Consider the following 20,871-nt stretch of genomic DNA (forward strand, 5'->3'; position numbering starts at 1 on the left):
CCCGGCACTGCCCGACAAGGGCTCACACAGGGTCATAAAATGCCACACTAAGGCTGGAAACCAGTACGAAAATGAGATCATCCAAGTCACGATCGCGGTCGAAGTCGAGCCGCCAGCGTTCGGTCGGGAACATCGTCAACCGCGTCTTCGACAGTTCGGGCCCCGAGGGTAAGGTGCGCGGCACGCCGCAGCAGATCATCGAAAAGTACAACCAGCTGGCCCGCGACGCCCAGTTGGCCAACGACCGCGTGGCGGCTGAGAACTTCCAGCAGCACGCCGAACACTACGCCCGCATGCTGAGCGAGGCCCAGCGAGAGCAGGATGCCCGCCGCGAGCAGCAGGAACAGCAGGACCGCGAGCGCCAGCAGCAGCGCGAGCAGCAGCAGCGCGACCAGCGCCCGCCGCAGCCCGAGGCCGAGGAGCAACCCGCCGACGTGATCGACCTGATCGGCGACGAGGGCGACAGCGGCCTGGTGGAAACGCCGGAGCAGAAGGCCCCGCCGAAACGCCGCGCGCCGCGCAAGCCCAAGCCCAAGGCCGAGCCTGTGTCCGAATCCGCAGACAACGCCGCCAGCGGCGAGGGCGAAAATACCCCGCAGGCTCCCGCGGCCGAATGACCGGCCCCCGGGGGCGCCGCGTTGCGCCCCTGATCGGCCCTGTCAGGCCAGTGCGCGCGCCAGCGCGCAGAACCCCTCCAGCGGCACCTGCTCGGCGCGCAGCGTGGGCTCCAGCCCGGCGCTCCTCAGCCGCTCCTCGATGTCCGGCGCCAGCCCCTTGAGCGAGGCGCGCAGCATCTTGCGCCGCTGGTTGAAAGCCGCGGCCACCACCCGGCTCAGCACCTTCGCGTCGGCCGGGTAGCGCGGCGCGGGCAGCGCCTGCAGATGCACCACGGCCGAATGGATCTTGGGCGGCGGGGTGAAGGCCTCGGGCGGCAGGATCATGACGATCTTCGCCTCCGCGCGCCACTGTGCCAGGATCGCCAGCCGGCCATAGGCCTTGGAGCCGGGCTGCGCCACGATGCGCTCGGCCACCTCCTTCTGGAACATCAGCGTCAGGCTCTCCCAGAAGGGCGGCCAGGTCTCCGGCGTCAGCCAGCGCACCAGCAACTCGGTGCCGACGTTGTAGGGCAGGTTGGCCACCACCCGGATCGGCGGCGTCAGATGCGCGATGGGGTCGATCTCAAGCGCGTCGCCGCTGATCACCTCCAGCCGCCCTGGATAGGCGGCGGCGATCTCGGCCAGCGCGGGCAGGCAGCGGGCGTCCTTTTCGACCGCCAGCACCCGGCGCGCGCCCTCGGCCAGCAGCCCGCGGGTCAGGCCGCCGGGGCCGGGTCCCACCTCCAGCACGTCGCAGCCGCTCAACTCGCCGGCCTGGCGCGCGATCTTGGCGGTCAGGTTCAGGTCCAGAAGGAAATTCTGCCCCAGCGTCTTCTTCGCCGACAGCCCATGCGTGGCGATGACCTCGCGCAGGGGCGGCAGCCCGTCGATCGCACTCATGCCGTCGCCTTTCTTCTGGCCGTAAATATCCCCGCCGGAGGCATGAAATTCTTCACGCGCCGCGTGCCCGCGCCATGCGCTCGGCCATCTCCAGCGCGGCGATCAGGCTCGACGGGTCGGCGCGGCCGGTGCCGGCGATGTCGAAGGCGGTGCCGTGATCGGGCGAGGTGCGGATGAAGGGCAGCCCCAGCGTCACGTTCACCCCGCGGGCGAAATCCAGCGTCTTGATCGGGATCAGCGCCTGGTCGTGATACATGCAGATCGCCACGTCGTAGCGGCGGCGCGCCTCTTCGTGGAACATGGTGTCGGCGGGCAGGGGGCCGACGATGTCCATCCCCTCGGCGCGCAGGCCGTCGAGCACCGGCACGATCAGCGCCTGCTCCTCCTGGCCCATCGCGCCGCCCTCGCCGGCATGGGGGTTCAGCCCCGCCACGGCGATGCGCGGCTCCTCGATCCCGAAATCGCGGACCAGCGCGGCATGGGTGATGCGGATCGTGTCGCGCAGCAGCGGCGTCTTCAGCGTGTGCGCCACCCGCGACAGCGGGATGTGGATGGTGACCGGCACCACCCTGAGCGCCGCGCAGGCCAGCATCATCACCACCCGCTTCACCCCCGCCAGATGGGCGAGGTATTCGGTATGGCCGGGATAGGCGAAATCCGCCCCGTCCTTCAGCGCCTTCTTGTTGATCGGGTTGGTGCACAGCGCGCTGGCGTGGCCCTCCTGCACCAGCTCCACCGCGCGGGCGATGCTGGCGATCACGGCCGCGGCGTTCTCCGGCGCGGGCGCGCCCGGAACGGCCGGCGCGGGGAAGGGCTGCGCCAGCACCGGCAGGCCGACGGCGGCGGCGTGCACCGCCTCCTCGGGGCGGTGGATCTCGACGTGTTTGGTGCCCTCGGGCAGATGTGCGGGATCGCCGATCCAGAAGAATGGCAGCCGCGCGCCCAGCACCTCCCAGGCCTTGACGGTGATCTCGGGGGCGACGCCCGCGGGCTCGCCGGCGGTGAGGGCGATCGGCGGGCGCATCACGGATACCGGATGATGGCGTCGGCGCGCAGTTCGGCGAGGTAGCCCTCGGCATAGGCGCCGAGACGCTGGTTCAGCAGGCGCTGGCGCACCGCCGTGCGGTCCACGTCCTCTCCCAGGGCGGGCGTCCGGCCGCAGAGCATCAGCAGCGAGGGCGCGCCGCCGCGGGTCAGGAGCGCGGTCTCGCCCTCGTCGAGCTTGGCCAGTTCCAGCGCGATGTCGTCGGGCAGTTCGGCCACCACCCTGGCCTCGCGCAGCAGGCGGTCCTCGGGCAGACCCCTGGCCACGCCGTAGAGATCGTCGCAGGTATCGACCTCGGCAGCGACGCGCGCGGCCTCCTCCGGCGTGCCGCGCTCGAGGAAGAAGCGGGCGTATTCGATCGACAGGGTCTCGGGCTCGGCGACCTCGGTTTCCGCGATCGCGCGCAGCTGGAACAGCGCGATGGCGTTGGTCACCGGGATCGGGTCCGACACCTCGCCCGGCGCCAGTCCCAGCACGGCGGCGGCGATCTGCGGCGGCAGGGTGGCGAGGTCGAGCCAGTCGATCCGCCCGCCGCGCTCGCGCGAGGGCGAGACCGAGTATTGCTGCGCCGCCGCGGCAAAGCCGGCGGCGGTGGTGATGTCGCGGCTCAGCCGGCCCGCCAGCGTCTGCGACTCCGCCTTCCGCTCGGGGGTGTCGGCGGGCAGGATGATCTCGGACAGCAGCACCCGCGCCCCGCCGCGCTGCGAGGACAGCGCGATGGCGCGGTCGATCTCGGTCTCGGTGATCTGGGCGCGCGGGCCGAAGCGGGCGCGGATGACCTCGCGCCAGGCGATGCCGGCCTCGACGAAATCGCGGAAGGTCTGGGCGGCGATCCCGCCCTGTCCGATGGCGGCGACGAACTGCTCGGTGGTCAGGTTGGCGCGGCCCGCGAATTCCTCCATCCCGGTCTCGACCTGCTCGGGCTCCAGCGCGATGCCGAGATCCTTGGCGGCGTCCATCCGCAGCCGGTCGTCGATCAGGCCTTTGATGGCCTCCTCCTCCAGATCGCCGGGGCTGTTGAGCAGCTTGAGGAACAGCATGCGCTGCTCCACCTCGTAATTGGTGATGGCGCGGTCGTTGACGATCACCCGCGGCGCGAAGGGGCCGCCCTGCTGGGCCGTGGCGGCGCCAGCGGTCAGCACCAGCAAAAGGACGGTGAAAAGGCGGGTCAGTCGGGTCATTCTTGGCGTCCGTTCTGCGCGTCGTGTCAGCGGCTGCAGGTCCGGCGGTAGGCGCTGGCGTCGCCCCCGGCGCCGAACCCGTTCAGCGAGATTTGGAGACCGAAGTCGGTGGTCGGCCTTACACTAGTCGAGGATGTGAAGCGACGCGAGAGCGAAAGGTCCAGCGTCACGCATTCGTTCCGGTATTCCAGCCCGACGCCCGCATGGGCGGCGCGGTCGGCGACGAAATCGTAGCGCCAGTCGGCCTTGCCGATCCAGTTGTCGCGGAAGCGGTAGCCGGCGTCGACCACCCATTCGGAACTGTCGATGCTGCGGCTTTCTGCCAGGTTCGCCTCCTGCCAGACATAGCTGGAGGCAAGCCCCACGCGCTCGGTCGTCCAGGCCAGGCGCAGCTCGTTGCGGGTGAAGGCGAAGCTGTCGTCGAACACCGCGCGGTTGGTCAGCGACAGGTTGTCGGCGGTCTTGAGCTGCACCACGGCCAGCCAGTCTGAGCTCAGCCCGTCGAGGCCCGATCCGGCCGCGAACTGCTTTGGCGTCTCGGCATGCAGCACCCGCCCCGCGGCCAGCGCCAGCGACCAGCCCTGCGCGGCGTGGCGCGTCCAGCTCAGCCCGAGATTGGCGCGCAACCCGTCCTCATAGGCATCCGCGCCCGGGAAGCGGTTGAGGGCAAACAGGTTCCCCTCGTCGAACTCGACGCTGACGCTGTCCTCGTTGGGCAGGGTGCTGTCGTCGTCGTCGGACCACACCAGCTGCACCACCGGCTCCAGCACCTGGGTGGCGCCGCCGCGGCCCGCCCGGACCAACGGCCAGCGCAGCTCGACCGCGGCGAAGGGGGCGGCGCGGGTGACCGGGTCGGGCGTGGCGGCGTCGTCGGCGAGGCCGGTGTAGTCGAGGTTCATCTGCCCCAGCGTGGCGATCCGCAGCCCCGCCGCCGTCGTCCAGCTGCGCCGCCAGTCGAGCCGCGCCGCCGCGCGCGCCACGTCGCGCCCCAGCACATCGGCGTTCGAGCGGCGGTGATGGGCATGCGCCTCCAGCGAGAGCTTGGCGATGCCGCCCAGCAAGCCCGGCTCGAACCGGCGCTGCCAGCTCAGATCGGCCAGGCTGGTGGGCAGGGTGCGGTTGTCCTCCGAGGCGCGCAGCGAGTTGTAGTAGTAAAGCGCCGCCTCGACATGCTTGTCGCGCCGGGTGCGGGCGACCGCGATGTCGCTGCGCAGCCGGTCGCGGCCCGAATAGCCGTAGTCCAGCAGATAGGCCGGGTCCGATACCGTCTGGATGTTGAATGTCAGCTCGAAATCGCGGGGCAGGTCGAAGCGCCCCTCGCCAAAGAGGTAGCGGCGGGTCTCGCCCTTGACCAAGGTGTCGCGCGACAGGGCGCCGTTGAACTCGATCTCGCCGTGGCGGAAGGCCTGCCGGTAGCGGAGTTCCAGCGTGCGGGTGCGGCCAGTCGAAAGATAGGGCGTCACCGTCAGGTCGGCATGGCGGCCCAGCGTGATGAAATAGGGCAGCTTGATGCCGGAGCCGAGACCGTCGCTGAAGCGCAGCTCGGGGATCAGGAAGCCGTTGGCGCGTTTCAGCGTCGGGTCGGGCAGGCGCAGCCGCGGCAGGTAGAGGATGGGCACGCCCATCACCTCGAACCGGGCGTGGTCGAAATAGAGCTGCTTTTCCTGCTCGTCATGAATGATGCGCTGCGCGCGGATCTGCCACAGCGGGATCGGCGATCCGGCGCAGACCCGGCAACTCGACGCCACGGTCTTGTTCAGCACCGAATAGCGCCCGCCGACGCGGTGCAGCTCGTTCGCGGCCAGTTGCAGCTGCTGGCGCAGCACCATGCGCGCGCTGACCAGCAGCCCCTCGGTCAGATCGGGGGTCAGCTCGGCGCTGTCGGCCAGCAGGATGGCGTCGTTCTCGGTGACGAGGGTCAGCGGCCCCTCGATGGTCAGCTTGTCGGTGGGGCGGTCATAGACCACGCGCACAGCCTTGAGCCGCGCCCCCTCGTAGAGCACCTCGACATGGCCCTCGGCCACCAGCTGGCTGTTGCCGACCACCGCCACCCGGTCGGCGATCAGGGTGGCCGCCGGCGGCTCCTGCGCCCAGGCGGCCAGCGGCAGCAGAATCAGCGCCAGCAGGCGCAGGACGTGTCCGCGCATTACCCTTCCTCCATGTGCAGGATCAGTGCCAGCGCCATCATGATGCCGATCACCGGGGGGCTCCAGGCCGCCAGCGCCACCGGGATCTGGCCGTTCTCGCCCAGGATCTGGGCGAAGTTGCGCAGAAAGAACAGCGCCAGCCCCAGCCCCAGCGCGCCCATCACCATGATGCCGGTGCGCCCGAAGCGGGTGTGGCGCATGGTGAAGGCGGCGCCGATCATCATCATCGCCACGAACAGCGCGGGCAGGGCCAGTTCCATCTGCAACCACACCTCGTGCTGGCGCGCGGAGAAGCCGGCGCGCTTGAGGCTGGCGATGAAGTCGGGCAATTGCCAGATCGGGATCGCGCTCGGCGTGCCGAAACTGTCGCGGATGCGGTCGCGGGTCAGGTCCGAGGGCAGCGACAGATGCGCGTGCTGGGTCGCGCCGGCCTCGGGATTGGCGGTGTCGAAGGTCCAGCGCTTGGCCTCGGTGATCTCCCAGGCGCCGGCGGTCAGCTCGGCCTCGCGCGCCTCGATGCGCCACACCGGGCCGGCCTTGGGCGCGAAGGCGAGGAAGGTCACGTCATAGAGCCGCGTGCCGTCGAGATTGGCACGCACGGCGCGGATCACCATCTGGCCCTCGGGGCCGCCCTGGCGCAGCCACAGCCCCTCGCGCGAGATCGACAGCACGTTGCGGGTGCCGTGGCGGTATTCGTCCGACAGCCGCTCGTATTCCTTCTGCGTTGCCGCCACGATCGGGTTCAGCACCGCCACGCACAGCAGGCCGGTCGCGAAGGCGGTCGCCAGGGGCGCCCCCAGCGCGCGGAGCGCCGAGCGGCCCGAGGCCCGCGTGACCACCAGCTCTGAGGTTCGGGCGAGTTTCAGGAACAGCGCCAGCGTGGACAGGATCACGATCAGCGGCAGGATGCCGTAGAGCGCGGAGGGCACGCTCAGCGCCGCCAGCCGGGTCGCCTGCCCGACGCTGATCGTGCCGATGTCGAAGCGTCGGATCTGGTCGACCACGTCCAGCAGCATCAGGATCAGCAGGAACACCGTGGTCACCGCCAGCAGGGTCAGCGCGAATTTGCGCGCGAAATAGAAATGCAGCCTCATGCCGCGACCCTCCGCCGGCGGGCGAAGAGGGTGGGGCAGGCGCTGATGCACAGCATCGCCCAGGCCATCGCGATGCCCGCGACGGGCGGCAGGTAGACCACCGGCCAGGCCGCCTCGTTGCGGCGGGCGATGTCGGCGGTCGCGTTGTCCAGCAGTTGCAGCCCGATCAGCAGCACCACCGCCAGCAGCACCTGCTTCCAGATGCCGAAGCGGCTGAAGCTGCCCAGCATCAGCGCCGAGAATCCGATCAGCGCCCCCGCCACCCCGAGGAAGGGCTGCGCGATCCGGGCGTGCCCCTCGTAGAGGAAGGCCGCGCGCGGCTTGCCGGTGGTCTTCATCAGCGCCTCGGTCGGGAACAGCAGCGCGGGCGTCGGCAGCGCCTCGATGCTCAGCGCCGCCGCCGCGCCGGCGTCGATCAGCCCCGCCAGGTCATAGACGGAATCGGCGAAGGAGGTGGTGAACAGCCGGTTGCCGTTGTAGCGCAGCGTCTGCGCCAGCCCGTCGAACATCACCAGCTTGGGCCCGTCCTCGCCCGGCACCAGCAGGGCGCGCTCGGCGGTGTAGGTGGTGCGCTGCGAGGCGCTGCGCGCATCCGACAGAAAGACGTTGCGCAGCTCGCCATCGGTCGAGATGTCGCGGATGTAGAAGGTCACGCCCTCGGCGGGGTGCAGGAACTGCCCCTCGGTCAGCAGCCGCGCGGTGATGTTCTCGGCGATCTCGACCTTGCGCACGGCCAGCTCGGCGCGGCTGGCGGGAACCAGGAAATGGTTCAGCACCATTACCAGCGCGGCCACCATCAACCCGAAGACCAGCACCGGACGCGCCAGCCGGAAGCTGGAGAATCCCATCGCCTGCACCACCACCAGCTCGGATTCCGAGATCAGCCGGTTGACGACATAGACGGTCGCGGCAAAGCCCGACACCGGCAGCACCAGCCGGATCACGTTGGGCAGCGCCAGAGCGGTGAACTCAAGGAATACAAGGGCGGACTGGCCGTCGCCTATCAGCTGGTCGAACAGCAGCACGGCGCGGTTCACCCAGTAGACCGAGATCAGGACAAGCGAAAAGAACCCGAACAGAACGGTCAGCTGCGCCAGCAGGTATCTGTCGAATTTCCGCACTCCGCCCCCCAGGCGAGATATTCCGCGCGGACCCTAGACCAAATGTCCGGCGTGGAAAACTGCTATCTGGCCAAGCGCGCGGGCAGCCGCTAGGTAGGATTCAACGACAAGGGAGAGAGCTGAATGACCACGCCCACGAGCATCCGTTTCAACGAGATCGACCTTGAGGCCATCGCCGCCGCGGCGGGCCGCGTTGCGGTTTTCCTGCCCGCCGACGGCACGCTCGACCAGGCCGCGCGCCGGGTCAACCGGCTGACCCGCGGCGCGCTGGCGCGCTTCGCCGAGAGCGAGGCATTTTCCAAGATGAAACCGGGCGAGGCCAAGACGCTGGCCTATCCCGTGGGCATGGCCGCCGAGGCGGTGGACGTGGTGCGGCTGGACCGACGCCCCAGCGTCGAAGAGGCGCGCAAGGCCGGCGCCGCGCTGGCCAAGCTTCAGGGCGAGGCCGGGATGCTGGTGCTGGCCGGCCCCAACGCCCGCGCGGCCGAGATCGCCTTCGGCCTGGCGCTGCGCGGCTATGAATTCACCGAGCACAAGAGCGAAAAGTCCAAGCCGCGCGGCACCGTCACCATGATGGTGTCCAAGCCCGAGGCGGTCGCGGCGCAGGCCGGGCCGATGGCCGCGGTGGCCGAGGGGGTGTTCTTCACCCGCGATCTGGTGAACGAGCCCTCCAACATCCTGACCACCGACGATTTCGCCGCGCGCCTCGCCGCCATGCAGGAACTGGGGCTGGAGGTCGAGATCCTCGAGGAGGAGGATCTGGCGAAGCTCGGCATGCGGACGCTGCTGGCCGTCGGGCAGGGCTCGGAAAGCCCCTCCAAGGTGGTGGTGATGCAGTGGAACGGCGGCAAGAAGGGCGACGCGCCCCTCGCGCTGGTGGGCAAGGGCGTGGTCTTCGACACCGGCGGCATCAGCCTGAAGCCGGCTGCGGGCATGGAGGACATGACCATGGACATGGGCGGCGCCGGCGTCGTCGCGGGCGTGATGCGCGCGCTCGCGCTGCGCAAGGCCCGGGCCAATGTCGTGGGCCTGGTCGGCCTGGTCGAGAACATGCCCTCGGGCACCGCCATCCGCCCGGGCGACGTGGTCAAGTCGATGAAGGGCGACACGGTGGAGATCGTGAACACTGACGCCGAGGGCCGGCTCGTGCTGTGCGACGTGCTGTGGTACGCGCAGGAGCGGTTCAAGCCCGCGGGCATGGTCGACCTCGCCACCCTGACCGGCGCGATCATCATCGGGCTGGGGCATGAGATGGCCGGCGTCTTCTCCAACGACGATGCGCTGTGCGACGCCTTCCTCAAGGCCGCGAAGGCCGAGGGCGAGGGGGCCTGGCGCCTGCCGCTGGCGCCGGCCTACGACGAGCAGCTCAAATCGCCGATCGCCGACATGAAGAACGTCGGTGGCCGGCCCGCGGGCTCCATCACCGCGGCGCAGTTCCTGCAGCGCTTCGTCAAGGAGGGCTGCCCCTGGATCCATATCGACATCGCGGGCGTGGCCAGCGTCAAATCCGAAACCACGCTCGCGCCCAAGGGGGCGACCGGCTGGGGCGTGATTGCGCTTGACCGGCTGGTGCGCGACCGTTTCGAGGGCTGATGGGCGCGGCGCTGTTCTATCACCTGACCCGGCAGCCGCTGGAGGCGACCCTGCCCATGCTGCTGGAGAAATCCCGCGCGCGCGGCTGGCGGGTGGTGGTGCGCGGCACCTCAGACGAACGGCTGCGCTGGCTCGACGACCGGCTGTGGCTGGTGCCCGAGGACGGGTTCCTGCCGCACGGGCTGGCGGGCTCGGGCTTCGACGCCGACCAGCCGGTGCTGCTGACCACCGGGGCCGGGGCGCCCAACGGTGCCGCCTGCCTGATGGCGGTGGACGGCGCCGAGGTCAGCGCGCAGGACTGCGAGACGATGGAGCGGGTCTGCATCCTGTTCGACGGCAATGACCCGGCCGCCGTCGGCCACGCCCGAGCCCAGTGGAAGGCATTGACCGGGGCGGGGGTGGCGGCGGAATACTGGTCCGAGGCTTCGGGACGGTGGGAGAAGAAGGCCGAAAGCGGCACGGTGGGCTGAGGGCCTTCGCAACAGGGAGACGGCGCATGACCCTCGCGAGACGGACGGTGTTGCAGGAGCTCTACGATGGCGAAACGCCGCGGGCGCACCGCTTCCGCTACGGGCTGCTGGCCTTCGACCTGGCGACGATCCTGTTCGTGATCGTCACCTCCTTCCTGCCCCGCAGCGTCGCGATCGAGGCGCTCGACGCGGCCTTCGGCGTCTTCATCCTGGCCGATTTCGGTGCGCGGCTGGCGATCAGCCAGCGCCGGCTGTGGTTCATGACGCGCCCCGCGACGCTGGCCGACATCGCGGCGATCGTGTCCTTCCTGGCGCCGATGGCGGGCGAGGGGCTGGCCTTCCTGCGGATCCTGCGGACGCTGCGGCTGCTGCACACCTACCAGCTGCTCGACCGGCTGCGCGCCGATTTCAGGTTTTTCCGGCGCCACGAGGAGGTGGTCGTCGCCGCGATCAACCTGCTGGTCTTCCTCTTCGTCATGACCGGGCTGATCTATGCCACGCAGTCGGGCAAGAACCCCGATATCGGCAATTACGCCGACGCGCTCTATTTCACAGTGACCACCCTGACGACCACGGGTTTCGGCGACATCACGCTGGAGGGCACGGGCGGGCGGCTGCTGTCGGTGGCGGTGATGATCGTCGGCGTCACGCTGTTCCTGCGGCTGGCGCAGGTGCTGTTCCGCCCCTCCAAGGTGCGCCAGCCCTGTCCGCAATGCGGGCTGCTGCTGCATGACGTCGATGCCGTGCATTGCAAGCATTGCGGTGCGGTGATCAACATCCGCACCGAAGGCACCTATTGAGTTCGGCTCAGCGCGTCAGGATCAGCGTGTCGCCGGTGAATTCCATCCGGGAATGGCGCTGGAGATAGCTCATCCCCAGAAGCGAGGTGTCCATCTGCCCGCCATTGACCACGGCGCGCATGTTCTCGTCCACCACCGGGCCGAGGCGCACCTCGTCCAGCCGCACGCGCGCGGTCCGCACCAGCCCGTTGGCGGTGCGCGCTTCCTCCAGATAGGCAAGCTGCCCGTGGTCGAGCCCCGCGCGTTCGGCGTCCTCGCGGGTCAGCACCAGGTCGGTGGCGCCGGTATCGACGACGAAGCGCACCGGCGCGCCGTTGATCAGCAGCGTCAGGTAGTAATGGCCGTCCGGCGCGCGCGGCACCTCTATCCGCCGCTCCTCGGCAAAGACCGCCTGCCGCGGCATCACCGTGGAGCGGATGTCGGACCACAGGCCCGCCCCCGCGATCACGCCGACGAAGATCAGCCCCCACAGCGCGCCGTGGCGGGCCACCTGGCCGAGCCGGCGCCGGTTCGCCGCGATGAAATAGCCGCCGATCGCCGCGGCGAGGATCACCAGGTAAATCAACTGTCCGATCTGATCGCCTGCCATTCTGTCCTCTGGCTGGTGGAGCGCGCCTGCCATGATAGGTAGGGAGGAAATCGGAAATGTTGAGGTGTCAAAGCGGCGCAAGGCCGAAATCGCGCAGCCCGTCCAGCACGAACTGCACCGACAGCGCCGCCAGCAGCATCCCCAGTAGCCGCGTGACCACGTTGATGCCGGTGCGCCCGAGCGCGCGCTCCAGCAGCCCCGCGGCCAGGAACAGCAGTAGCACCACGCCGATCACCGCCAACATCACGCCCAGCACCCCGGCCATGCCGGCGAGATCGCCGCGCACCTCGCCGGTCAGCAGGATCATGGTGGCCATGGCGCCCGGACCCGCCATCAGCGGCGTCGCCAGCGGAAAGACCGATGGGTCGGGCCGGTCGTCCTCGGCCTGGTCCTCGCGCCGCTTGGTGCGGCGCTCGAACAGCATCTCCAGCGCGGTCAGGAACAGCAGCATGCCGCCCGCGATGCGGAAGGCGGCCATGGAGATGCCGGCGAACCCCAGAACCGACTCGCCGAACAGGCCGAAGAGCGTCAGCAGCCCGATCGCCACGGCGGAGGCGCGCAGCGCGATGGCGCGCCGCTCATGCCCGGTCATGCCTTGGGTGATCGCCACGAAAAGCGGCGCCAGGCCGATCGGGTCGATCACCACGAACAGGGTGACAAAGGCGCCGATGTAGAAGGTGAGCTCCATCGCCTATCTTTCTGCCGAATCGAGCTTTTCCAGTGCGTCCATCCACAGGGCCTCGGCCCGTTCCTCGGCCTCGACCACCTCGGCGTGCTTCTTCTGCCACTTGGCGATCTCGTCGGCCTTGCCGCCCTCGTAGAGCGTCGGATCGGCCAGTTTCGCATCCAGTTTTTCGCGCATCTCTGCCAGTTTTTCCACCCGTTCCTCGCATTTTCGCACCTCTGCGCGCAGGACGAGGAGCGCGTCGCGGTCGGGGCGGCGGGGCTTTGGCGCGGGGGAGGCGGCGGGCTTCTCCGGCTTGTCGGCGGCCAGCAGCAGGCGGCGGTAGGCTTCCAGATCCTCCTCGAACGGGGTTACGCGGCCGTTCTGCACCAGCCACAGCCGGTCGGCCACGAGGCTCAGCAGGTGCATGTCGTGCGACACCAGGATTACCGCGCCGGAATAGGCGGTCAGCGCCTCGACCAGCGCCTCGCGGCTTTCGATGTCGAGGTGGTTGGTCGGCTCGTCGAGGATCAGCAGATGCGGCGCGTCGAGAGTCGCCAGCAGCAGCGACAGCCGCGCCTTCTGCCCGCCCGACAGCCGCCCGACCTCGGTCTCGGCCTGGTCGGCGCCAAGGCCGAAGCCCGCCAGCCGCGCGCGCAGCCTGGCCTGCGCCTCGTCGGGCCGTTCGCGGCGGATGTGCTGCAGCGGGGTCTCGTCCACATGCAGCTCATCCACCTGGTGCTGCGCGAAATAGCCGATGCGCAGTTTCGAGGCCACGGTCATCCGCCCGTCGAGCGGCGCGAGGCGTCCCGCCAGCAGCTTGGACAGGGTCGATTTGCCCTGGCCGTTCTTGCCCAGCAGCGCGATCCGGTCGTCCTGGTCGATCCGCAGGTTGAGATGCGACAGGATGGGCTGGCCGTCATAGCCGACCGAGACGCCCTCAAGCGCGATGATCGGCGGCGACAGCTCTTCCGGCGCGGGAAAGGTGAAGACCACGCGCGCGGCCTCTTCGGGCGCGGTGATGGGCTGCATCTTCTCCAGCATCTTCACCCGGCTCTGGGCCTGCTTGGCCTTGGTGGCCTTGGCCTTGAACCGGTCGACGAAGCTTTGCAGATGGGCGCGCTGCGCCTCCTGCTTTTTCGCCTGCGCGGCCTGCACCGCGCGCTGTTCGGCGCGGGCCTTGGCAAAGGCGTCGTAATTGCCCGGCCAGAGGGTCAGCTTGCGGTTGTCGAGATGCAGGATCGCCCCCACCGCGCGGTTCAGCAGCCCACGGTCGTGGCTGATGATCAGCACGGTGTGGGGATAGCGCGTGAGGTAGTTCTCAAGCCACAGCGCGCCTTCGAGATCGAGATAGTTTGTCGGCTCGTCCAGCAGCAACAGGTCGGGCTGCGCGAACAGCACCGCCGCCAGGGCCACGCGCATCCGCCAGCCGCCGGAGAAATCCGAGCAGGGGCGGCGCTGCTGCGCGTCGTCGAAACCCAGCCCCTTGAGGATCGAGGCCGCGCGCGCCTCGGCCGACCAGGCGTCGATATCGGCCAGCCGCGTCTGGATCTCGGCGATGCGGTTGGGGTCCTGCGCCGTCTCGGCCTCGGCCATCAGCGCCGCGCGTTCTGTGTCGGCGGCGAGCACCGTGTCGATCAGCGACACCGCGGAGGAGGGCACCTCCTGCGCCACGCCGCCGATGCGCGCGCGCGGGGGCAGCTCGATCTCGCCGCCCTCCAGCGCCAGTTCGCCCCGGATCAGGCGGAACAGCGTGGTCTTTCCCGCGCCGTTGCGGCCGACGAGGCCGACCTTGTGGCCGGTGGGAATCGTGGCCGAGGCGCCCTCGAACAGCGGGCGGCCCTCGACGGCATATGTCAGATCGGTGATACGCAGCATGGCCGCAGCACAGAGCGCACAGCGCGGGTGCTTGTCAATGCGTGACGCGGCGGGCGCGAAAGAAAGGCGGACCGGGCGGGCAGGCGTCCGGCGCGGGTCAGTCCCCGATCAGGCCGGCCAGCGCCGCCGGCAGCGCCGATCCGGGATAGGATCTCAACGCCACCAGCGGCTGGTCGCCGGCCTCGGCGAAGGCAAAGACATGGATGTCGCCGTGATTGAGCGTGACGCGGCAGAACCGCTCCGGCCCGGCCAGCGCGGCGGGGCACTCATCGAGGTCGAAATGGGCAACCGCCTCCTCGAACGTCGCATAGCCGAGCGGCAGCGGGGCGTCGCCGCCGCCGGCCAGGGCCGTCACGGGGGCCAGTGGAACCGTGGCGCAGATCAGGGCGCGGACAAACGTGTTCATTCCTTGGATCCTTTGTTCGTGGGGCCGCGAGGCGGCTGCGACTCGTATAACCTATCAAAAGACTCAGGTAAAGGCGATGCCCAGGCCGATGCTGCGAAAACGGGGAATTATGCCCCTTTATCCGTCCCGGTGGCCGTGCTACACGCCGCGCAGTTTCGAAACACCCCATCCCAGACGAGGACGATCATGGCCATTCAGCGCACCTTCTCGATCATCAAGCCCGACGCCACCAAGCGCAACCTGACCGGCGCCATCAACGCCAAGCTCGAGGCCGCCGGCCTGCGCATCATCGCGCAGAAGCGGATCAAGCTGAGCAAGGAGCAGGCCGGCGTCTTCTACGCCGTGCACAAGGAGCGCCCGTTCTACGACGAACTGTGCGAGTTCATGGCCTCCGAGCCGATCGTGGTTCAGGTTCTGGAAGGCGAAGACGCCATCGCCAAGAACCGCGAAGTGATGGGCGCCACCAACCCTGCCGAGGCGGCCGAGGGCACCATCCGCAAGGAATTCGCGCTGTCGATCGGCGAGAACTCGGTTCACGGCTCGGACGGCGAAGACACCGCCGCCGCCGAGATCGCCTATTTCTTCTCGGGCCTGGAACTGGTCGGCTAACGACCCGTCCGGCGCATCGCGGTCCTAACGGCGCGCGATGACCCCGATCTCATCGAGGGCCGCTTCCAGCCGGGAGCGGCCCTTGTCATGTCCGCCCGCCTTGATCGCGTCGAAACGGGCGCGCAGCGCGGCCTTCTCAGTGCCCTTGCAGTCGTTCCAGGGACGGCCCTGCAGGCCCATCTCGATCACATAATAGGCGATGAAATGCGGCCGGTGGCCGCTTTCCAGCAGCCGCGCATAGGCCGCGTCAGTGCCGAGCGCGCGCAGCTCCTCGGCCGAATGGATGCCCGCGCGGGCGAAGGCCGCCTCCATCGCGGGGCCGAGATTGCGGATCGTCGAGATCGGCGTCGCCATGCCCACCCTCCTTGCGCGCACAGCCTAGCGCGCGGCGCGCGGGGCGGCAAAGACTAGATGCTGGCCCAGTCGGTGAACCTGACGGGCGTGTCCGCCTGCGTCTTGTGTTCCTGGGCCGGGGGCGAGGCCGGCGCCTCGCGCGGGGCGGTTTTGCCGTCCGCCGGCGGGGCGGTGGGGGTCTGACGTGCCATCGTTCTGCTCTTTCTGCGGGACATGCCCGCCTTGGCCCCCCAGGCCGGATGCCCGTTCATCGGGCGCCGCAGGGGGCAGCGGAACATGCGAATAGGGCGCAAATGCGGCGCATGGCGGGGGTTCGACGCGGAAAAACGGCGGTTGTGGCCGGTTGACCCTGTTCACGACCATACAATTCATGTAATCATGAATTATGGAATTGAATGACGCCACCACGATTCTGTCCGCCCTGGCCCATGAGGGGCGGCTGTCGGTGTTCCGGCTGCTGGCCCGGCGCGCCCCCGAGGGCGTGCGGCCCAGCGAAATCGCCACGGCGCTGGGGCTGAAACCGAACACGCTGTCGGTCTATCTCGGCGCGCTGGAGCGGGCGGGGCTGCTGAACTCGGAACGGCAGGGGAAATCGGTGTTCTACAGCGTCCATCTTGCGCGGATGGGCGCGCTCGTCGATTTTCTCGCCGCCGATTGCTGCCGGGGCCGGCCCGACCTCTGCGCGCCGTTGACGGCGCGTGCCCTTGCCACCACCGGAGAATCCGCCATGCCGGACCGCAAGTTCAACGTTCTCTTCATCTGCTCGGGAAATTCAGCCCGCTCGATCATGGCCGAGGCGCTGCTGGCCTCGATCGGCAGCGCGAAGTTCAACGCCTATTCCGCTGGCACCAAACCGTTTTCCGAGCTCAATCCCTTCGCCGTGGAGATGCTGAAGCGCAACGACCACGATGTCTCGGGGCTGCGGGCGAAAACTATCGCCGAGTTCCAGCGCGCCGGCGCGCCGGTCATGGATTTCGTCTTCACTGTCTGCGACCAGGCCGCGAACGAGGAATGCCCGCCCTGGCCGGGCCAGCCGATCACCGGGCATTGGGGCCTGCCCGATCCGGTCAAGGTGACGGGGACGGATGCCGAGAAGGCGCTGGCCTTTGCCACCACATACGCCCAGATGCGGCGCCGCGTGCTGGCCTTCGCCGCGCTGCCCTTCGACCAACTCGACCGGCTCGCGCTGCAAGCGCAGGTCGACGCGATCGGACAGATCGACGGCAACTGAAACAGGTCATCCGACTGGAGAGTGTCATGACAAGAATTGCCATCAACGGATTGGGACGCATGGGAAAACTGGTCCTGCGCGCCTTTTTTGACCAGGGGCTTCCAGGCGAGATCGTGCTGTTGAACGACATCGCCGGCACGCCCGAACAGCACGCGCTGCTGTTCGAATTCGACACCGTTCACGGCCGCTGGCCGGCCGAGATCGGCCATGACGCGACCTCGGTCACGGTCAACGGTCACCGCATGGAGATGCGCGCCGAGAAACGGATCGAGGATCTGCCGCTGCAGGAGATGGGCGTCGACCTGGTGGTCGATTGCACCGGGGTGTTCAAGTCCGCGGCGAAGATCGCCCCGTATTTCGCGGCGGGCGTGAAGAAGGTCGTGGTCTCGGCCCCGGTCAAGGATCCAGGCGTTCTGAACCTCGTCTATGGTGTGAACCATGACCTTTATGATCCAGAAAAACATGACATAATCACCGCCGCCAGCTGCACCACCAACTGCCTTGCGCCGGTGGTCAAGGTGCTGCTGGAGGGGCTGGGGATCGTGCATGGCTCGATGACCACGATCCATGATGTGACCAACACCCAGACCATGGTGGACCGCCCCCACAAGGATCCGCGCCGGGCGCGCTCGGCGCTGAATTCGCTGATCCCGACGACCACGGGCTCGGCCACCGCGATCACGCTGATCTACCCCGAGCTGAAGGGCAAGCTGAACGGCCACGCCGTGCGGGTGCCGCTGCTCAACGCCTCGCTCACCGATTGCGTGTTCGAGGTCGTACGCCCCACCACGGTGGAGGAGGTGAACGCGCTGTTCAAGGCGGCGGCGGAGGGCGCGCTGAAGGGCATCCTCGGCTACGAGGAACGTCCGCTGGTGTCCTGCGACTACACCAACGACCCGCGCAGCGCGATCGTCGACGCGCCCTCGACCATGGTGGTGGACGGCACGCAGGTGAAGGTTTTCGCCTGGTACGACAACGAATGGGGTTATTCCTGCCGGCTGGCGGATGTCACCCGCATGGTGGCCGCGGGCCTATGACCGCGCGGGCGACGAAGCCGGACGGGTTGGCCGCCTATATCGCGGTGACGGCGGCCTACTGGGCCTTCATGCTGTCGGACGGCGCGCTGCGGATGCTGGTGCTGCTGCATTTCCACAGCCTCGGCTTTTCGCCGGTGCAGCTGGCCTGGCTGTTCCTGCTTTACGAGTTCATGGGCATGGTCACCAACCTGTCGGCGGGTTGGATCGCAGCGCGGTTCGGGCTGACCTCGACGCTTTACGCGGGGCTCGGCCTCCAGATCGCGGCGCTGGTGGCGCTGGCGCAGCTCGATCCAGGGTGGTCGGTGGTGGGGTCGGTGATCTTCGTGATGGCGGTGCAGGGGGCCTCGGGCGTGGCCAAGGACCTGGCCAAGATGTCGTCGAAATCCGCGGTCAAGCTGCTGGCGCCGACGGGCGAGGGGGCGCTGTTCCGCTGGGTCGCGGTGCTGACGGGATCGAAGAACGCGGTGAAGGGGCTGGGCTTCCTGCTGGGCGCGGCGTTGCTGGGCGTGCTGGGCTTCACGGCTGCGGTCTACGCCATGGCCGCGGTGCTTGCGACGATCCTGGCGGGCGTCGCGCTGTTCATGCCGGCGGGGCTGCCGCGCGGCAGGAAGGGCGCGAAATTCCGCGAGGTGTTTTCCAAGGACCCGCGCATCAACCGGCTGTCGGCGGCGCGGATGTTCCTGTTCGGGGCGCGCGACGTGTGGTTCGTGGTGGGCGTCCCGATCTATTTCTACGCCGTCCTTTCGGACGGGACCGAGGCCGGCAACCGCGCGGCGTTCTTCCAGATCGGCACATTCATGGCACTCTGGGTCATCGGCTACGGCGCGGTGCAGGCCTGGGCCCCGAAACTGCTGGGCGCGGCGGGCAAGCCGCTGTCGCAGATCGTCCGGCTGGCGGCGGTCTGGGTGGGTGCGCTGACGCTGATCCCGCTGGCGCTGGCGGCGGCGGCCTGGGCCGCGGGCGGGCCGCAGGGCTGGCTGACGGGGGTGCTGGTGGCGGGGCTGATGCTGTTCGGCGTCGTCTTCGCGCTGAACAGCGCGGTGCATTCCTACCTGATCCTCGCCTTCACCGAGGCCGAGCGGGTGACGATGGATGTGGGGTTCTACTACATGTCCAACGCCGCGGGGCGGCTGCTGGGCACGCTGCTGTCGGGGCTGAGCTATCAGATCGGGGGGCTGCCGCTGTGCCTGGCCACCGCGGGCGCGATGGCCGGGCTGAGTTTCCTCATCGTGCGACGGCTGGAGGGCTGAAGAAGCCCGGGCCGCGCCCGCCCCGTCGCCAGGGCGGGCGCCGCCCTCTGGTCAGGCTTGCCGGCCTGTCAGCTCCAGCGCCAGAGCGCGGGAACGAAGCGGTAGGCGTCGCCGGCCCGCATCACATGGCCCACGCCGGGGAAGGGGAAGTGATAGCCGAGCACCGCGATCTCGTCGGTGGCGGTCATGTCCAGCAGGCGCTTGCGGGTCTCGACCGTCAGCGCGGGATCGGTGTCCGAGCCCGAGACCCAGCCCGGCTGCTCCATCGAGATATAGGCGTGGGTCATCGAATCGCCCAGCGCGATCAACTGCTTGCCCTCGCTCTCGATCCGCAGGGACATGTGGCCCAGCGTGTGGCCCGGGGTGAAGAGCAGGCTCACGCCCGGCGCCACCTCGTGGCCGTCCTGCGCCATGGTCCATTCCAGCCCGTCCGCGCTGAGCGAGTTCACCGCGCCGACCACGAATTGCTGCATCTCGGGCGACACCTGGTTCGCCAGGTCGTCCTGCATCCAGTAGTCGTATTCCGTTGCGCCGATGATGTATTCGGCGTCCGGGAAGATCGGCTCGTCGAAGTCGTCGCGGATGCCCCAGATGTGATCGGGGTGGGCGTGGGTGATCACCACATGGGTGATGTCGCCGCCGTCGATCCCCGCCTCGGCGAGGTTGTCCAGGAGCCGACCCGCCGTTGGCAGGAAGCGGTCGCCGGAGCCGACATCGACCAGGATCGTCGACTCGCCGGTCTCGATCACCAGGTGGTTGGTGTGGGAGTAGTGCTCCTCCGTCGAGAGGCGGTGCGCCTTGAGGAAGGCCTTGACCTCTTCGGCGTCGGCATTGACGCCCAGCCCGGTGGTGGGCAGGCCGAGATGGCCGTCGGAGACCACGGTGAGGTGGATCTCGCCGATGTTGAACCGGAAATGCGCCGGGTTGGCGCCGGTCAACTGCGTCGCGGCCCTGAGCGGCGCGGGCAGGGCGAAGGCGGGGGCCACCGCGGCCAGTTTCAGCAGGTCGCGGCGGCTGGGTTTCAGAACGGTCATCAAGTCCTCCCTGGCGATGATCGTGGAGACGTATTCGGATCCTTATATACATCGATCCGCGCAGAGGGGAACTGCGACCAGCCGTCAGTCCTGCTCGTCGAGCACCTTGCGCGCCGCGCGGAAACATTCCAGCGCCTGCGGCACGCCGCAATAGATGCCCACGACATGGATGATGGCGCGGATTTCGGCGCGGCTGACGCCGTTGTTCAGCGCGCCGCGGCAGTGCAGTTCCCATTCGTGCATCTTGCCCAGCGCGCCGATCATGGCGAGGTTCATCATGCTGCGCGTCTTGGCGTCGATCGTCTCGTCGCCCCAGCCGAATCCCCAGCACCAGGCGGTCATGGCCTCCTGGAAGGGGCGGGTGAAGTCGTCGGCGGCGGCGAGGTTCTTTTCCACATAGCCTGCGCCAAGGGTCGCTTTGCGCTGTTCCAGGCCCTTCAGGAACAGGTCTTCGTCGAATGTGCTCATCAGTTCAGCCTTTATGTTGGTTCGCAGGGCCCGTTTCACGCCCCTGGCCGGGCTAGCATAACTGGCCGGGAAAAGCCTGCAGGATGTGGAGGGGTGTCGCGCGCGGCCCAGGCGTCACGATCGCGGGCGGTGGCGCGCTGGCCGAGGATGGTGGAGTGGTGGAACTCATGTCCTCTCGGCCGCGCGCCGGGGCGCTGGCCACGCGGGCGTGTCCTGACCGGGCGGGTGGGATGAAAGGCCTTCGCCCCTGTTGATCGGCAAACCGACAGAGGCGATTTCCCGGGCGGCGGCTCTGGCCGGGATCGCCGTCGCCGCCCTGCGGGCGATCATGGCCGGCGCCCGGCCGGCGCCCGGTCCTCCGCTGGTCAAGGCGATCATTCCCCGGCCGCATCGACGGGCATGTA

General features: G+C 68.8%; 22 protein-coding genes. 8 read left to right on the top strand and 14 right to left on the bottom strand.

Features of this window, described 5'->3' with window-relative positions; all coding sequences use genetic code 11:
- Nucleotides 1-71 precede the first annotated feature (71 nt).
- Nucleotides 72-617, top strand: coding sequence for a DUF4167 domain-containing protein (locus KCI33_RS10225; protein WP_212524685.1), 546 nt, complete (start codon nt 72-74; stop codon nt 615-617).
- Nucleotides 618-659: 42 nt separating this feature from the next.
- On the opposite strand, the gene rsmA is transcribed toward KCI33_RS10225, so the two are convergent.
- The 6 genes from rsmA to lptF are packed head-to-tail and all read right to left on the bottom strand — an operon-like array spanning nt 660 to nt 8,084.
- Nucleotides 660-1,496, bottom strand: coding sequence for a 16S rRNA (adenine(1518)-N(6)/adenine(1519)-N(6))-dimethyltransferase RsmA (gene rsmA, locus KCI33_RS10230; RefSeq protein ID WP_212524686.1), 837 nt, complete (start codon nt 1,494-1,496; stop codon nt 660-662).
- Nucleotides 1,497-1,548: 52 nt separating this feature from the next.
- Nucleotides 1,549-2,520 carry a 4-hydroxythreonine-4-phosphate dehydrogenase PdxA gene (pdxA, locus tag KCI33_RS10235; RefSeq protein WP_212524687.1) on the bottom strand — a complete coding sequence of 324 codons (972 nt, stop codon included), beginning with the start codon at nt 2,518-2,520 and terminating at the stop codon, nt 1,549-1,551.
- Entirely contained in the window at nt 2,520-3,722 is a 1,203-nt protein-coding gene (locus tag KCI33_RS10240; protein ID WP_212524688.1) for a peptidylprolyl isomerase, read from the bottom strand. Before KCI33_RS10240 ends, pdxA begins: the two co-directional genes overlap by 1 nt.
- 26 nt (nt 3,723-3,748) lie before the next feature.
- Nucleotides 3,749-5,869: an LPS assembly protein LptD gene (lptD, locus tag KCI33_RS10245; protein ID WP_212524689.1), complete on the bottom strand. Its 2,121-nt coding sequence runs from the start codon at nt 5,867-5,869 to the stop codon at nt 3,749-3,751.
- Nucleotides 5,869-6,963 carry an LPS export ABC transporter permease LptG gene (gene lptG / locus KCI33_RS10250; RefSeq protein WP_212524690.1) on the bottom strand — a complete coding sequence of 365 codons (1,095 nt, stop codon included), beginning with the start codon at nt 6,961-6,963 and terminating at the stop codon, nt 5,869-5,871. The genes lptD and lptG overlap by 1 nt, the downstream gene beginning before the upstream one ends.
- A complete protein-coding gene (gene lptF / locus KCI33_RS10255; RefSeq protein ID WP_212524691.1) occupies nt 6,960-8,084 on the bottom strand; it encodes an LPS export ABC transporter permease LptF in 1,125 nt (374 codons plus the stop codon). Before lptF ends, lptG begins: the two co-directional genes overlap by 4 nt.
- Nucleotides 8,085-8,207: 123 nt before the next feature.
- Between lptF and KCI33_RS10260 the strand changes: the two genes are divergently transcribed.
- From KCI33_RS10260 to KCI33_RS10270, 3 genes are read left to right on the top strand one after another with little or no spacing between them, the layout of a single operon-like run.
- Entirely contained in the window at nt 8,208-9,677 is a 1,470-nt protein-coding gene (locus KCI33_RS10260; protein ID WP_212524692.1) for a leucyl aminopeptidase, read from the top strand.
- Nucleotides 9,677-10,147 carry a DNA polymerase III subunit chi gene (locus KCI33_RS10265; RefSeq protein ID WP_212524693.1) on the top strand — a complete coding sequence of 157 codons (471 nt, stop codon included), beginning with the start codon at nt 9,677-9,679 and terminating at the stop codon, nt 10,145-10,147. Before KCI33_RS10260 ends, KCI33_RS10265 begins: the two co-directional genes overlap by 1 nt.
- Nucleotides 10,148-10,173: 26 nt before the next feature.
- Entirely contained in the window at nt 10,174-10,947 is a 774-nt protein-coding gene (locus tag KCI33_RS10270) for an ion channel (RefSeq protein ID WP_212524694.1), read from the top strand.
- A gap of 7 nt (nt 10,948-10,954) precedes the next feature.
- Here the strand turns inward: KCI33_RS10270 and KCI33_RS10275 are convergent, their stop codons facing one another.
- From KCI33_RS10275 to KCI33_RS10290, 4 genes are all read right to left on the bottom strand, one after another.
- Nucleotides 10,955-11,536 carry a TIGR02281 family clan AA aspartic protease gene (locus tag KCI33_RS10275; protein WP_212524695.1) on the bottom strand — a complete coding sequence of 194 codons (582 nt, stop codon included), beginning with the start codon at nt 11,534-11,536 and terminating at the stop codon, nt 10,955-10,957.
- 67 nt (nt 11,537-11,603) lie between these two features.
- The gene (locus tag KCI33_RS10280) at nt 11,604-12,224 is read right to left on the bottom strand and encodes a MarC family protein (protein WP_212524696.1); all 621 of its coding nucleotides are present in this window, start codon (nt 12,222-12,224) and stop codon (nt 11,604-11,606) included.
- A 3-nt stretch (nt 12,225-12,227) separates the two neighbouring features.
- On the bottom strand, nt 12,228-14,078 hold the full coding sequence (locus tag KCI33_RS10285; protein ID WP_212524697.1) for an ABC-F family ATP-binding cassette domain-containing protein: 1,851 nt from the start codon (nt 14,076-14,078) through the stop codon (nt 12,228-12,230).
- 97 nt (nt 14,079-14,175) lie between these two features.
- Nucleotides 14,176-14,484 carry a hypothetical protein gene (locus KCI33_RS10290; RefSeq protein ID WP_212524698.1) on the bottom strand — a complete coding sequence of 103 codons (309 nt, stop codon included), beginning with the start codon at nt 14,482-14,484 and terminating at the stop codon, nt 14,176-14,178.
- Nucleotides 14,485-14,670: 186 nt separating this feature from the next.
- On the opposite strand from KCI33_RS10290, the gene ndk reads away from it, so the two are divergent.
- The gene (gene ndk, locus KCI33_RS10295) at nt 14,671-15,093 is read left to right on the top strand and encodes a nucleoside-diphosphate kinase (RefSeq protein WP_212524699.1); all 423 of its coding nucleotides are present in this window, start codon (nt 14,671-14,673) and stop codon (nt 15,091-15,093) included.
- A gap of 24 nt (nt 15,094-15,117) precedes the next feature.
- Here the strand turns inward: ndk and KCI33_RS10300 are convergent, their stop codons facing one another.
- Nucleotides 15,118-15,447 (bottom strand): TfoX/Sxy family DNA transformation protein, encoded by a 330-nt coding sequence (locus KCI33_RS10300; RefSeq protein ID WP_212524700.1) that lies wholly within the window; start codon nt 15,445-15,447, stop codon nt 15,118-15,120.
- Between the two features lie 53 nt (nt 15,448-15,500).
- Entirely contained in the window at nt 15,501-15,638 is a 138-nt protein-coding gene (locus KCI33_RS10305; protein ID WP_212524701.1) for a hypothetical protein, read from the bottom strand.
- 194 nt (nt 15,639-15,832) lie between these two features.
- On the opposite strand from KCI33_RS10305, the gene KCI33_RS10310 reads away from it, so the two are divergent.
- Genes KCI33_RS10310 through arsJ form a run of 3 tightly spaced genes read left to right on the top strand, consistent with a single transcriptional unit; the run spans nt 15,833 to nt 18,965 of the window.
- A complete protein-coding gene (locus tag KCI33_RS10310; protein ID WP_212524702.1) occupies nt 15,833-16,678 on the top strand; it encodes a helix-turn-helix domain-containing protein in 846 nt (281 codons plus the stop codon).
- A 26-nt stretch (nt 16,679-16,704) separates the two neighbouring features.
- Nucleotides 16,705-17,715 carry an ArsJ-associated glyceraldehyde-3-phosphate dehydrogenase gene (locus tag KCI33_RS10315; protein ID WP_212524703.1) on the top strand — a complete coding sequence of 337 codons (1,011 nt, stop codon included), beginning with the start codon at nt 16,705-16,707 and terminating at the stop codon, nt 17,713-17,715.
- Nucleotides 17,712-18,965, top strand: a complete 1,254-nt coding sequence (gene arsJ, locus KCI33_RS10320; protein ID WP_212524704.1) for an organoarsenical effux MFS transporter ArsJ — start codon at nt 17,712-17,714, stop codon at nt 18,963-18,965. The genes KCI33_RS10315 and arsJ overlap by 4 nt, the downstream gene beginning before the upstream one ends.
- Before the next feature lie 68 nt (nt 18,966-19,033).
- Here arsJ and KCI33_RS10325 read toward each other — a convergent pair whose 3' ends face one another.
- Together KCI33_RS10325 and KCI33_RS10330 are read right to left on the bottom strand one after the other, a co-directional pair.
- Complete coding sequence (locus KCI33_RS10325; protein WP_212524705.1) at nt 19,034-19,999, bottom strand: MBL fold metallo-hydrolase; 966 nt, start codon at nt 19,997-19,999, stop codon at nt 19,034-19,036.
- Nucleotides 20,000-20,083: 84 nt separating this feature from the next.
- On the bottom strand, nt 20,084-20,467 hold the full coding sequence (locus KCI33_RS10330; RefSeq protein ID WP_212524706.1) for a carboxymuconolactone decarboxylase family protein: 384 nt from the start codon (nt 20,465-20,467) through the stop codon (nt 20,084-20,086).
- Nucleotides 20,468-20,871: the final 404 nt, after the last annotated feature.

The organism is Actibacterium sp. MT2.3-13A, from assembly GCF_018139985.1.
Lineage (GTDB): Bacteria > Pseudomonadota > Alphaproteobacteria > Rhodobacterales > Rhodobacteraceae > JAGSOU01.